Annotated in this window: 11 protein-coding genes; 7 read left to right on the top strand and 4 right to left on the bottom strand. The window is 71.4% G+C overall.

The features are described from left to right. Positions 1 to 3 precede the first annotated feature (3 nt). Genes AB3M34_RS17430 through AB3M34_RS17415 form a run of 4 tightly spaced genes read right to left on the bottom strand, consistent with a single transcriptional unit; the run spans position 4 to position 4,782 of the window. Entirely contained in the window at positions 4 to 2,280 is a 2,277-nt protein-coding gene (locus tag AB3M34_RS17430; protein ID WP_370615844.1) for a PspA/IM30 family protein, read from the bottom strand. A gap of 49 nt (positions 2,281 to 2,329) precedes the next feature. Then, a complete protein-coding gene (locus AB3M34_RS17425) occupies positions 2,330 to 3,088 on the bottom strand; it encodes an amino acid ABC transporter ATP-binding protein (protein ID WP_370615843.1) in 759 nt (252 codons plus the stop codon). Beyond that, positions 3,088 to 3,912, bottom strand: a complete 825-nt coding sequence (locus tag AB3M34_RS17420; protein WP_370615841.1) for an amino acid ABC transporter permease — start codon at positions 3,910 to 3,912, stop codon at positions 3,088 to 3,090. The genes AB3M34_RS17425 and AB3M34_RS17420 overlap by 1 nt, the downstream gene beginning before the upstream one ends. 45 nt (positions 3,913 to 3,957) lie before the next feature. Then, the gene (locus AB3M34_RS17415; RefSeq protein WP_370615839.1) at positions 3,958 to 4,782 is read right to left on the bottom strand and encodes a transporter substrate-binding domain-containing protein; all 825 of its coding nucleotides are present in this window, start codon (positions 4,780 to 4,782) and stop codon (positions 3,958 to 3,960) included. 249 nt (positions 4,783 to 5,031) lie between these two features. Here AB3M34_RS17415 and AB3M34_RS17410 point away from each other — a divergent pair, with 249 nt between their 5' ends. The 7 genes from AB3M34_RS17410 (at position 5,032) to AB3M34_RS17380 (ending at position 13,455) form a co-directional block, all read left to right on the top strand. Beyond that, positions 5,032 to 5,961: an NAD(P)H-binding protein gene (locus tag AB3M34_RS17410; RefSeq protein WP_370615838.1), complete on the top strand. Its 930-nt coding sequence runs from the start codon at positions 5,032 to 5,034 to the stop codon at positions 5,959 to 5,961. Then, a complete protein-coding gene (locus AB3M34_RS17405) occupies positions 5,958 to 6,710 on the top strand; it encodes a CPBP family intramembrane glutamic endopeptidase (RefSeq protein WP_370615836.1) in 753 nt (250 codons plus the stop codon). Before AB3M34_RS17410 ends, AB3M34_RS17405 begins: the two co-directional genes overlap by 4 nt. A gap of 138 nt (positions 6,711 to 6,848) precedes the next feature. After that, entirely contained in the window at positions 6,849 to 9,530 is a 2,682-nt protein-coding gene (locus AB3M34_RS17400) for a M14 family zinc carboxypeptidase (protein WP_370615834.1), read from the top strand. 80 nt (positions 9,531 to 9,610) lie between these two features. Then, complete coding sequence (locus tag AB3M34_RS17395) at positions 9,611 to 10,321, top strand: hypothetical protein (RefSeq protein ID WP_370615833.1); 711 nt, start codon at positions 9,611 to 9,613, stop codon at positions 10,319 to 10,321. A gap of 124 nt (positions 10,322 to 10,445) precedes the next feature. Next, on the top strand, positions 10,446 to 11,669 hold the full coding sequence (locus tag AB3M34_RS17390) for a CpaF family protein (RefSeq protein WP_370615831.1): 1,224 nt from the start codon (positions 10,446 to 10,448) through the stop codon (positions 11,667 to 11,669). Further along, positions 11,666 to 12,526 carry a type II secretion system F family protein gene (locus tag AB3M34_RS17385; protein WP_370615829.1) on the top strand — a complete coding sequence of 287 codons (861 nt, stop codon included), beginning with the start codon at positions 11,666 to 11,668 and terminating at the stop codon, positions 12,524 to 12,526. The genes AB3M34_RS17390 and AB3M34_RS17385 overlap by 4 nt, the downstream gene beginning before the upstream one ends. Next, the gene (locus AB3M34_RS17380; RefSeq protein WP_370615828.1) at positions 12,523 to 13,455 is read left to right on the top strand and encodes a type II secretion system F family protein; all 933 of its coding nucleotides are present in this window, start codon (positions 12,523 to 12,525) and stop codon (positions 13,453 to 13,455) included. Before AB3M34_RS17385 ends, AB3M34_RS17380 begins: the two co-directional genes overlap by 4 nt. The last annotated feature ends 7 nt before the right edge of the window (positions 13,456 to 13,462 follow it).

Here is a 13,462-nt window from a genome sequence, read left to right as displayed (position 1 = left end):
CGCTCAGCGGGGCTGGCCCGGGCGCTTGTCGTCGTTGCGGGGGCGCAGCGGATACACCTGCGCGTCGTCGCCGCCCTCATCACCCGGCGGATCCAGGAAGCTGGGGTGCGCCGGGCCCTGCGTGGGGTCGTACGCGAACTCGTACGCCGTGGGCACCCCGGGCGTCCGAGGCTCGCGCGAGCGACGGGCCCGTCGCTGTGCCAGCGCGTCGGGCTCCGTCCCGTCCTCGACGTGCGGGCCGAGGTCGGTGCCGGGGTCGGCGAGGCCGCCGTCGATGGTCTCGTCGCGCGGCTCGTGCGAGGTCGTCGGCGGCTCGGGCGTCTCGGCGGGCTCGACGAGCGGGGACAACGCGCTCGCCTGCCCACCGAACGTGTCGAACCGGATCGCGGGGTACTCCGCGGTCGGCAGCTCGTCCTCGTCGCGCTGCACGGAGCTCGACTGCGCGTACGGAGTGAAGGTCATGCCCGACCAGGCCGGCAACGGAGCGATCGGCGCTGACGCGGGACCAGCCGGCCCCGGCTCCGGCTCGGGATCGTCCACGAACGCCGGGAGGTCCCACTGGGTCTCCTCCTGTGCGCGAGCGAGACGGTACGCGGCCTCGACGTCGGCGATGCCGGCGAGCGGGTTGGTCCGCGTGATCGGATCGGTGCCGGCGAGCATCGCGAAGCCGGACGGGGGTGCGGGCGGAGGCGTGTCGGGCCCCTTGACCGGGACGTCCGCACGGCGGCGGCCGCCGCCAGCAGGGGCCGGTGACTCGTCCGTGAACGCGGACCGCGAAGGAGGTGCGTCGGCGTCGGCGTCGGTGGCGTGCTCGCCGGGTCGTACGTCGTCGGCGTCGGCGGTCGCCGACGGTGTCCCGCCGTCTTCGGCGACCGGCTCGTCGGCGACCGGCTCCTCGGCGACCGGCACCTCGGCGACCGGCTCCTCGGCAGGCGTCTCTGCAGCGAGCGGTTCGTCGTCGGCCGGCTGCTCGGGCGGCGCCTCTCCGGCGGGGACCGCGGGCGCGGCGGTCGCCACGTCGTCGGCCCGCTCCTCGGAGCCCGACTCGTCCGGTGCGTCGAGGCTGTGTGCTGCCTCGGGTGTCTCGGACTCCTCCTCAGCGGGAGGGTTCAGGTCGGGGGCCTCGTCGGCCGGAGTGGGTGCCTCGTCTCCGACGGCCCGGGTTGCGGCGACGGACGTCTCCGTACCGTCTGCTGGCTCCTCGGCGACGGGGATGTCGACGTCCGCGTCGACGTCGACGGCAGGAACCTCCGCCGCAGGTGCCGGCTCGGCCGCAGGCTGGGTCTCGGGCTCAGGCTCTGCCTCTGCCTCTGCCTCTGCCTCTGTCTCTGCCGCCTCCACAGGCTCGGCGGCCGCGACCTGGGGGGCCGCCACCTGCGGGCCCGCGACCGGCGGTTGCGCCACATGGGAGTCGGCTGACTCCGGGGCGCTGGCAGTGTCGCTGCTCTCCCACTCGTCGAGGTCGAGGTCGGCCGAGTCGTGCTGCGCCTGTGCGCGCGCTGCCATCGCCTCGGCCTCGTCCGCGACCCGTTCGGCCTCGGCGGACGCACGGGCAGCGAGCGCGGCGACGAGCTCGTCCTCGTCGGGGGAGAGCAGCTCGAGGCGACGCTCGATCTCGCCCCGCAGGGACGGGTCGACCGATCCGGTGAAGCGTTCGTCGAGGAACGACGGACGGTCAACTCCCGAGGTCTGGCGCTCGTCCTCCCGAAGGAGCTTCTGCTCGAAGGTCCACAGGTCGCTGTCAGGGTCGAGGACGTCGGCGGTCTCGGGGTCGAGCACGCGGCCGTCGCTCGGCTCGACGTGCCCCAGTTGGTGAGCCCGACGCTCCTGCACGAGGGCGAGCCGGTCCTTGGCGAGGTCGAGCTGCTCGCGCAGCCGATCGACGTACGACGCCAGGGCGGCGACGATGCCGGCGGCGTCCGCGACGGCCTGCTCGGTGGTGAGCTGGCGCTCGAGGGCTGCGCGGGCCAGGCCCTCGAAGATCGCGGCACCGCTCATGTTGCCCTCGACCCGCAGCTCGGCCGCGTGGTAGGCGGCGGTCGCGGCGTGGACACCCCAGTCGTCGGCGGTCTGCCGGTCCTCGGACCGGTCGTGCTCGGTCAGCCGCTTGGTGGCGACCGCGGCCGCGAGCGCCTCCTCGGCCTCGGCGATCGTCGTCGTGAAGGCGCGTCCGAGTGCGATGAACAGCGCCTCAGGGTCGGCGGAGTCGTCGATCAGCGTCTCGACGTCGGCCTGCGCGAGCGCAGTGACGCGGCCGAGGACGGACTGCTTCTCAGCCATGACAGAGGTCCTCCGGTCAGTCAGTCGGTCAGCTCCGACTATCTCGCAGTCAGCTCGGGTTCACATGCGTGGGGTCGAGAACACGGCGCAGGAACTCCTTCGTCCGTGCCTCCTGGGGGTTGCCGATCACGTCGTGCGGCGAACCCTGCTCCACGATGACGCCGCCGTCCATGAAGACGACGCGGTCGGCGACCTCTCGCGCGAAAGCCATCTCGTGGGTGACGACGAGCATGGTCATGCCCTCCTCGGCGAGCCTGCGCATGACCGTGAGGACCTCGCCGACGAGCTCGGGGTCGAGCGCCGAGGTCGGCTCGTCGAACAGCATGAGGTTGGGCTCCATCGACAGCGCGCGGGCGATCGCCACCCGCTGCTGCTGTCCGCCGGAGAGCTTGGCCGGGTAGGCGTCGTGCTTGTCGGTGAGGCCGACGCGGTCGAGGTTCTCCGCGGCGACCTTGCGTGCGTCCTTCTTGCCCCGCTTCAGCACGGTCTGCTGAGCGAGCATGCAGTTGCTGAGCGCGGTGTGGTGCGGGAAGAGGTTGAAGCTCTGGAACACCATGCCGATGTGGCGACGGGCGGCGTCGATGTTGCCGTCGGGGTCCGTGAGGTCGTCGCCCGCCACCAGGACCGTGCCGCTCGACGGCACCTCGAGGAGGTTGACGCAGCGCAGCAAGGTGGACTTGCCGGAGCCTGAGGGCCCGATCACGCACACCACCTCGCCCTGGCCGACCGTGAAGTCGATGCCGCGCAGGACGTGGTTGTCGCCGAACGACTTGTGGAGGTCCTTGATCTCGACCAGGGTCTCGGGCATCAGCGGGCCTTCCCTGCGGAGGCTTCGAGCCTTCGCACGATCACCGACAGCGGCAGGGTGATGATGAGGTACGCGAACCCGGCGACCACCAGCGGCGTGACGTTGGCGTACTGCACCGACATGTCGCGGCCGAACTTCGTGAGCTCGGCCTGGTCGGCCGTCAGTCCGATGATGAACACCAGCGACGAGTCCTTGACCAGAAGGATCAGCTCGTTGGTCAAGGGCGGGAGCATCGTGCGGAACGCCTGCGGCAGCACCACCTTGCGCATCGCCTGTCCGGACGACATGCCGAGCGAGCGCGCCGCCTCGGACTGTCCCTTCGCCACCGCCTGGATGCCGCCGCGGATCGTCTCCGCCATGTAGGCGCTGGCGACGATGCCGAGTGCGAGCCAGACCGTGCCGAACGGGTCGAACGGGATCCGCAGCGCCGGGAAGGCCAGTGGCAGCAGCGAGAAGATGAGGAAGACGATCAGCGCCGGGAGCCCGCGGAAGAACTCGATGTAGGCCGTCGAGAGCCAGCGGTACGGACCGATCTCGCTGAGCCGCATGATCGCGAGAACCGTGCCCGTGACCAGGCCGAAGACGAACGCCCCAGCGGTGTAGACGACCGTGTGCCACAGCGCGTCCCAGAGCCCGCCGGTGATGGACTCCTTGATCAGGTCGGGCCGGAAGAAGGCGTCCTTGATCGACGGCCAGTCGGCAAAGACGATCGCGGCGATCACGAGCGCGATCAGGACGGCGTACTGGACGAACCGAATCCGCTGAGCCCGCTTGCGCGGGCTCAGCGGACGTCGGGTCGCCGCCTGCTCTGTGGAGGTGCTCATCGCTCTCTCAAGGTCGGGGGCGGGGTACTACGGACGGGAGGCCGATCAGGACTGCGGTGCCTCGCCGAAGTACTTCGCGTAGATCTCGTCGTACGTGCCATCTTCCTGCGCCGCCGCGAGAACTTCGTTGACCTTGTCGATCATCTTCTCGCCGTTGTCGGCCTTCTCAGCGGCGAACCCGTACTCCTCGCCGGTGTCGAACTCGGTGGCGACAGCGTACTCAGGGTTGTCCTTCACGAAGTCGTAGAGGACACCGTTGTCGTTGATGATCGCGTCGACGCGGCCGGCCTGCAGGCCGGTGATCTCGAGCGAGAGGTCGTCGAACGCCGGCATCGTGTAGCCGTACTTGTCGGCGTTCTCCTCGGCGTAGATCTGGCCGGTGGTGTCGACCTGGACGCCGAGCTTCTTGCCGTCGAGGTCCTCGAGGCCGCTGATGCCCGAGTCGGCCTTGACGAGGAGGGCCTGCGTGGCCTCGAAGTACGGGTCGGAGATGGCGATGGCCTTGGCGCGCTCGTCCGTGATCGTCATGCCGCCCATGCCGACGTCGCACTTGCCGGCCTTGAACGCCGCTCCGGACGTGACCTGGTTCCAGTCGACGTCGACGATCTCGGTCTCGAGACCCATGTCGTCGGCGACCAGTGTCAGCAGGTCGGTGTCGAAGCCCACGATCTCGTCGCCCTCCTCGTACTGGAAGGGCTTGTAGGGCATGTTGGTGCAGATGGTCAGCGTGTCGTCGCTGACGAGCTCCACGCCGTCGACGGTGGCGGCCGGCTCGTCGTCTCCGCCGCAGGCAGCCATGGACACGGTGAGCGCGAGCGCGCCGGCTGCGGCAGCGGCCGCACGTCCCAGGCGTCGTCCGGTGACCTTCATGGGTGATGCTCCTTGGGCTTGATGGGTCGTGAGGCTGAATCTCTTGAGTGTGGGATGTAACCATACGAACAACACGAAATTGTTACGGGTGCCCGAGATCGTCGTCCAGTGCCCTGCGACTTCTGGAAAGCCTTCGGCGAGGCAACCTGGACGCGTGCCCGCCTCCTTCTGACGCGGCCGCCCGATGGACCGATGATCGAGTGAGCTGATCCTCCAGACGAGGACAGCCGATCGACGTCGGGGGGACGGATGCGGGTGCTCGTGGCCGGTGCGACCGGCTTCGTCGGACGGCGGCTCGCTCCGGCGCTTGAGGACGCGGGCCACGAGGTGGTCGCGATGACCCGGCACCCCGACACGTACGAGGGCCCGGGCTCTGCGGTGTTCGGCGACGTCCACGACGCCGGCTCGCTCCCTGCTGCGCTCGACGGCGTCGAGGCAGCGTACTACCTCGTCCACTCGTTGGACTCCGACGACTTCGTCCGTCGTGACGCCGAGGCGGCGACCGCGTTCGGGGTCGCGGCCGCGGAGGCCGGCCTGCAGCGCATCGTCTACCTGGGCGGACTCGGCGACGACGCCGACGACCTCTCCGACCACCTGCGCAGCCGCCGCCAGGTGGAGGGGCTGCTGTCCGGCGGCGGCGTCCCCGTCACGACGCTGCGCGCGGGGATCGTCATCGGGCACGGCGGCATCTCCTGGGAGATCACGCGACAGCTGGTCGAGCACCTCCCGGCGATGGTGACACCGCGCTGGGTGAGCACGCGGACGCAGCCGATCGCGGTGGACGACGTGATCCGCTACCTCGTCGGCGTCCTCACTCAACCTGTCGGCAGCGACCGTGCGTACGAGATCGGTGGCCCGGAGGTGCTCGAGTACGTCACGATGATGCGTCGCGTCGCCGAGATCGAGGGACGTCACCCGGTGATCGTCCCCGTGCCGCTGCTCAGTCCCGGGCTGTCGGCCCGGTGGCTGTCGCTGGTCACCGACGTCGACAGCCGGGCCGGGCGCTCGCTGGTCGACTCGATGGTGAACGAGGTCGTGGTCCGCGACGGCGCGATCCGGGAGGTCGTGCCGTTCGAGCCGATCTCGTACGACGACGCGGTGCGACGCGCCCTGGCCGAACGCGCCGAGCAGGCGGAGGCAGCCGCGTCGGCGACGGCACCGTCCGAGGACGGCGAGTGAGCGGCGGTCTGCCCGCCCGGCTCGGGGCCGTACGCGACCGCGCCCGCGGCCTCCTGCCACGCGGCCTGGGGTATGCCGTGCCTGCCCGGGATCCCGAGCCTGAGGCGGTGGTCCGCCGTCGGCGTCGGACCGTCGGCGTGGTGTGCGTCGCGGGTGCGGGCATGCTCGGTGTCTCCCTGTCCACCGAGCCCGACTCGCCCCAGTTCTACGGCCTCACGCTGGCGACGGCGGCGACCTGGGCCCTCGGGTCCCTCGCGTCCGGCCCGCTGCACCAGGGCTGGATCGAGACGCAGGACGGGGCCCGCCGCCGGCCGGTGATCGTGCCCGTGGCGACCGGGGTCGGCGCGTTCGGCTGCTTCGTCGCCGGGGCGTTCGTGGCACGGCGGGTGCCCGTGCTCGATGCTGCGGTACGCCGAGTGCTCCGTTTCGCCGAGGAGGGCACCGCGCCGCTGGTGGTCCTGACCACCCTCGCCAACGGTGCCGCGGAGGAGCTGTTCTTCCGCGGCGCCCTGTACGAGGCGGTGGGCGAGCGTCATCCGGTCCTGGTGTCGACGGTCGCCTACACCGCGACGACCGCGGCGTCGCGCAACCCGTCGCTCGCCCTGGCCGGTGCGGTGATGGGCACGCTGCTCGGGCTGCAGCGGCGCGCGACCGGAGGCATCCAGGCGCCGATGCTCACCCACCTCACGTGGTCCGCGCTGATGCTGCGCTACCTCCCGCCGCTCTTCCGCAGCCCGCGCGTCTCCTGAACGTCCGCGGGTGTGAAGTCCTGAGTTTCACCGGGCGCGAGGGGTTCCGCGCGCGATGAGTTCGGGTAAGACTCGGGGAAACGTGCCGGCGTGTCGCCTGCGTCACGTCGGCCTCCGTCCTTCGGAGAGGATCCAGCCGTGCGACTCACCCGTGTCGTGGGCGCCGTAGCGAGTCTCGGACTCGCCTCGACCGCCCTCCTGGCAGCCCCTGCTGCCACCGCCCTTGAGCGACCCGACTCCCCACCCAGCCACCGCCTGCTCGGTGACGCGCCGACCGAGCGTTCCCTCACCGCGAAGATCGCCAGGTGGGCGGCGAAGCACACGACGGGAGCCGACGCGCTCCCGATGCCCGCGTCGTACCCGGCCCAACCGACGCTGAAGGTCTATCCCGAGACCGAGCCCGACGCCGCGGACACCGGCAACCTCGTCGGTTACGACCAGATCGCCCCGATCCTCAACGACCTGATGTCGTCCTCGGACCGCGTGTCCACGCAGGTCGTCGGCGAGTCCACGCAGGGCCGCGAGCTGTACCTCGTGACGGTGACGGCGCCCGAGAGCCGCCGTGAGACGTCGCAGCAGACCCGGTGGCGCGACGAGATCCGCGAGCGCCCGTCGGCCGCCGCGAAGGACCGCCGCCTGGCGAGGGACTACAAGACGCCCATCTGGATCAGCTCCAACATCCACGGCAACGAGTGGGAGGGGACCGACGCGGCGCTCCAGTACATCGAGGACCTCGCGACGGCGCCGTGGCGTGACGTGAAGTCGCTCCTGAGCGAGCACCGGCTCTACTTCAGCCTGACGCTCAACCCTGACGGCCGGACGATCGGGCAGCGTGCCACCGCGCTGAACCTCGACGAGAACCGCGACATGATCACCAACACGACGCCGGAGTCGGTCTCGTTCATCCGGACCGCACAGGCCGTCCAGGCGTTGTACGCCGCCGACTTCCACGGCTACACCGGCGTCCTCCAGGTCGAGCCCTGCGGTCCGCCGCACGGTGACGACTACGAGTACGACCTCTTCATCCCGCACGCGTACGCGGCCTCGCTCCAGGTGGAGAAGGACGTCGTCGAGGCGGCGATCCCGGGCAACACCTACTACGACGTCTCGACGGGGAGCGTCGTCCCCGAGAACACCGGTCCCGACTCGGCGCACATCAAGATCCCCTACCGCGACACCCCGTCCGGGTGGGACGACTACCCGCCGATCTTCACCGCGCAGTACGCCGCGTTCGCCGGCGCGGTCACCTCGACCGTCGAGCTCCCGAAGTCGCGTCCGAACAGCTCGAGCCAGACGCCGCAGAACGCCGTCATCAACACGGCCGTCGCACTGCAGACGATGGAGAGCATCGTCGACTACGTCGAGGACAACGACGCCGCGATGCTGGACGACCAGATCGAGTTCTTCCGCCGTGCCGACGTCGGCGCACCTCGTACGGCGCTGACGACGGAGAACATCGCCGACGTGCCCGGCCCGCAGGAGTGGAAGGCCGAGTGGGACGCTGCCGACGACCAGAACCCGGTGAGCTACCCGCGGGCGTTCGTGATCCCGGTCGGTGACCGGCAGCGCTCGAGGTCGGACGCCCGCGTCCTCGTCGAGCAGCTCCAGCGGCACGGCATCGAGGTCGAGCGTCTAGTTGTCCCGTCACGCCTCGGTGGCACGACGTACCCGGCGGGGTCGTACGTGGTCGACATGCACCAGCCGCGGCGCAACCTGGCGCACGCCCTGCTGGCGCTGGGCACCGACATCTCGGCGAAGTTCCCGAGCATGTACGACATCTCGGCCTGGAGCCTCGGCTACCTGTGGGGTGCGACCGTCGACGGCGTCGGCCGGACCGGCACGGGCGCGCTCCCGTGGACGCGGCCGATCTTCCGTCGCGAGGACCGCGGTGACCTGCCGCGCCGTGGGTCGTACCTGACCTTCGACCTCGCCGGTGTCGACGACTACCGCGCGCTCAACGCGCTGCTGGAGGACGGCGTCGCGGTCTCCGCTCTCGCCGACGGCTCCGCGGTCCTCGGGTCGGACAGGGCGTCGTACGCCGCCGCCGACGAGGTCGCCGACGACTTCGGCATCGACTTCGACGCGGCCACCCGCGCGGAGGTCGCCCAGCTGAGGGCAGGGTCGGCGAAGGGTCTCGAGGACCTGACGATCGGCTACACGGGGACCCAGGACGACCTGCTGTCGCTCACCCAGCTGGGCTTCGACGACCTGGTCGCGCTGAACGCGGCGTCGATCACCGCGGACCCGGCGCTGCTCGACGACGTCGACGTGCTGTGGCTCGGCTCCGCGCTGACGTTCAGCGCGGCGCAGACGGCGGGCAGTGCGGCCGTGCAGGCGTTCGTCGACGACGGCGGAAGCATCGTCGGACGTGGTTCCGGTGCGTTCAACACCGCACGGACGTTCGGCCTCGTGACCGGGACGGCGGTGCCGGGCAACGGCTCCGGCAACGGGATCGTCACGGTCGACACGGCCACCGACGGGGTGCTCGCGCCGTACGCGCAGGACTTCTCGTTCATCTACCCGGCGACGTGGTTCACCGAGCTGGGTGCGGGGATGACCGTCGAGCAGTCGTACGACGCGGAGGACCCGTTCCTGGCCGGCCACTGGCGCCGAGGCGGTCCGGGTGGCACGACGCCGAACGGTCCCGAGGACGCCGCCGGTCAGCCGGCCGTGGTGTCCGCGGAGGCTGCGTCGGGGGCGAAGGCGTTCGTCTTCGGGACGTCGATCATGTTCCGCACCCACCCCAAGGGCGGCCAGAGCCAGGCCGCGCGAGGCCTGTTCTGGGCCGCTCCGGAGGGCGACGGGGTGGTGGCGCCCTGATCGTCTGAGCCGAAGGGCCGTGGGGTGCCGCTGCGACAGTGGTGCCCCACGGCTCTCGTCGTCGCCCTAGACTCGCCGCCATGCTGCACGCCGCCGTGATCCTCGTCGGCACGCTGGTCAGCCTGGTGCTGCTCGGACTGGCCACCGGGTTCAGTCCGACGTTGATCGCGCTGCAGGTCGCGGTTCTCGCCCGTTCACCCGGTTCGATGCGCCGGGGTCTCGTCGTGGCGAGCGGTGTCGCCACAGGCGCGCTCGTCCTGACCCTCCTGCTCCAGGTCACGAACCCCGACGCCTGGGAGCACCTGTTCAGCGGTCGCGTGAGGTCCTTGCTCCTGCAGCGCGCGTTCGACCTGATCGCCGGCGTGCTGTTCGTCGGCGCCGGCCTGTGGGTGCTGCGGAACCGTCATGCGACGGTCGACCACAGCGCTGTCAGTACGGCCTCGCGGCTCCTCGACCGCCCGCGGAGCCTCTTCGGCTTCTCGGCGGCGAACACCGTGATCGGTGTGAGCGCCGCAGCGAGCGCCTACCTCGTCGTCAGGATCGCCCGGGAGAGCAGCTCGGCCGGCGTCCTGCAGGTCGCCATCTACCTCGGGTTCGCTGCCGCGGCAGCCGTGCCGTACCTCCTGATGGCGTGGGGGACCGAGCGGTTCCCGATCGTGTCGCGCGCGGTCGACCGGATGACGGGATGGGTACGCTCCCGCAGCTGGCGCACGCTCGGCGGCGTCCTGCTCATCGCGCTCGGGGCCCTGTTGATCGCGGGGTCGCTGACGCGCTACTTCGGCCGCGGCTGACCGTACGGCGGGTCCCGCGGCCGAGCTTGTCCATGCGTTCGTCCACAGGGTGGGCTCGGGGACTGTCGGTGTGACCCCGGTTTACGGCAGGATTCCGCTGACGATCACCGCCGTGGGGAGTCCCGTGACGACGAGCAGCCTGACCGAGGAGGTCCGCGCCGCCGTGCGCGCCCGCGGCGTCGATCCCCTGCGCGACGCCGAGTCGGTCCACCGGATCGCCGAGGAGGTCGCGGCCGCGCACGAGCAGCGCAGCCTGACCGGTGCCGTGGCCCCGCTGGCGGACCCGAAGGCGACGGTCGGTGCACTGGTGGCGGCGGTCGCCGGTCTCGGCCCTCTCCAGCCGTACCTCGACGACCCGGACGTCGAGGAGATCTGGATCAACGAGCCATCGCGGGTGTTCGTCGCCCGCGGCGGTCGGCACGAGCTGACGTCGGTGATCCTCGGCGCGTCGGAGGTGCGCGAGCTGGTCGAGCGGATGCTGGCCACCAGCGGACGACGGATCGACCTGAGCCAGCCCTTCGTGGACGCGACCCTGCCTGGTGGTCACCGCCTTCACGTGGTGCTCGAAGGCATCTCGCGCGGGTTCGCCGCGGTGAACATCCGCAAGTTCGTGAGTCGTTTCCGGGGTCTCTCCGACCTCGTCGCCGCCGGCACGATGACCGAGCACGCCGCGGCGTTCCTGCGTGCCAGCGTCGTGTCGGGCCACAACGTCGTCGTCTCGGGCGGCACGCAGTGCGGCAAGACCACACTGCTCAACGCGCTGGCCGCCGAAGTGCCGGGCACGGAGCGCATCGTGTCGGCCGAGGAGGTCTTCGAGCTGCGGTTCAGCCACCCCGACTGGGTGGCGCTCCAGACGCGTCAGGCCGGTCTCGAGGGCACCGGCGAGATCCGGCTCCGGACGCTCGTCAAGGAAGCCCTCCGCATGCGTCCGTCCAGGCTCGTCATCGGCGAGGTCCGCGCCGAGGAGTGCTTCGACCTCCTGCTCGCCCTCAACGCCGGCATCCCCGGCATGGTGACGCTCCACGCGTCGTCCGCCCGGCAGGCGCTGGTCAAGATGTGCACCCTTCCGCTGCTCGCAGGCGAGAACATCTCCGCACGCTTCGTCGTGCCCACGGTCGCGACCTGTGTCGACCACGTCGTGCACCTGGGCATCGACGCCGACGGGCGACGTACGGTCCGCGAGATCGCCGCGGTCAGCGGACGCGTCGAGAACGACGTGATCGAGACCGAGACGCTGTACGAGCGGCGCGACGGCGCCCTGGTTCGCGCCAGCGGTACGCCCGCACGCGCCGAGCGGTTCACCCAGGCCGGCATCGACCTCGCGTCCCTGCTGAGGGCCGAGGCGTGACGGGCTACCTGCTCGGCCTCGGGCTCGGGGTGGGCATGCTGCTGATCTGGTCCGGGCTGACGGCGCCGTCCCGTCCTGCCGGGGCTGCGTCTGCCCGCCGGAGCAGGCTGGACGAGCTCCTCGCCCGGGCGGGCGCGGAGGGCACGACGGCGCGCGGCCTGCTCACGGTCTCCGTGCTGTGCGGGCTGCTCGGTCTCGTCGTCGGACTCGTCGTGACAGCGACGCCGACGGTCGCCCTCGTCGCGGCGGTCGGCGCCGCCTACGTCCCGGTCGCCGTGATCCGCGGGCGAGCGAGCCGGGTCACCGAGGAGCGTGCGGCGGCGTGGCCAGAGGCCGTCGACCACCTTGCTTCCGCCGTACGCGCAGGGATGTCGCTGCCAGAGGCTCTCGCGGGGCTCGGCGAGCGAGGGCCGGAGGCCCTGCGCCACGCGTTCGCCGCCTTCGCCCGCGACTACCAGGCCAGCGGTCGCTTCGCGGAGTGTCTCGACGCTCTCAAGGACCGGCTCGCCGATCCGGTCGGCGACCGCGTCGTCGAGGCGCTCCGGATCGCGCGAGACGTCGGCGGCGGTGACCTCGGCCGCATGCTCCGCACCCTGTCGGCCTTCCTCCGCGACGACCTCCGGACCCGCGGCGAGCTCGTCGCGCGTCAGGCCTGGACGATCAACGGAGCACGCCTCGCCGTCTCGGCGCCGTGGATCGTGCTCGCCCTGATGTCGCTGCAGCGCGACGCGATCAGCCAGTTCGGGTCGGGCACGGGGCTCGTCCTCCTCGTCGGGGGCCTGGTCGCGTGCGTCCTCGCGTACCGGCTGATGCTGATGATCGGCCGTCTTCCCCGCGAGCCCCGGGTGCTGCGATGACGGCGACCCTCCTCGGCGCCGTGCTCGCCGCCGCGCTCACCCTCGGGCTGCTCGAGCTCCGGCACGTCGCGCGGCTGCGCCGCCGGCCGAGCCTCGTGAGCCGGGTCGCCCCGTACGTCCGCGACGTGACCGTCGGCGCCGCCCCGACCACGGACGCGTCCCGTCCATGGTCGGCCGGGCGGGAGGTCTTCGGTCCGACCCTGCACCGCTCAGCCGCCGTCGTCGAGCGCGTCCTGGGAGGCAGCGCCTCCGTTCGCCGGCGGCTGCGGCGCTGTGGTTCCGACCAGACCGTCGAGGAGTTCCGTACGGGCCAGGTGATCTGGGGTGTGACCGCCTTCGGTGTGGTGGCCGTCGTGCTCACCACGTGGGGGCTGGCGTCCGACGTCTCCCCGCTCGCGGGGCTCGTGCTCTGCGGGGTCGCGGCGGTCGCCGGAGTTCTGGCCCGCGACGTCGCGCTGACCCACGCGGTGAGCAGGCACGAGGAACGACTGGTCCGAGAGTTCCCGACGTTGGCAGACCTGCTCGCGCTGGCCGTCGCCGCCGGGGAAGGACCGGTGTCCGCGCTCGAACGGGTCGCCGACGTCAGCAACGGTGCCATGTCGGCCGAGCTGCGGACCGTCGTCGCCGACGTCCGTACGGGCCGTCCCCTCACCGCCGCGCTCGACGACCTGTCGGCCAGGACCGGGGTGGCAGCGGTCGCACGGTTCGCCGAGGCGCTCGCCGTGGCCGTCGACCGGGGTACGCCCCTGGTCGACGTCCTGCACGCCCAGGCCGCCGACGTCCGGGAGGCGGGCCGTCGCGACCTCGTCGAGTCCGGGGCACGCCGCGAGGTGCTCATGCTCGTCCCTGTCGTCTTCCTGGTCCTCCCTGTCACGGTTCTCTTCGCCTTCTACCCCGGCCTGGTGGGGCTGTCCCTCACCACGCCCTGAGTCACAA

Origin of the sequence: Mumia sp. Pv4-285, from assembly GCF_041320275.1 — a bacterium.
In the GTDB taxonomy this organism is placed as follows: Bacteria; Actinomycetota; Actinomycetes; order Propionibacteriales; family Nocardioidaceae; genus Mumia; species Mumia qirimensis.
This window is presented reverse-complemented; position numbering and strand designations above follow the sequence as displayed.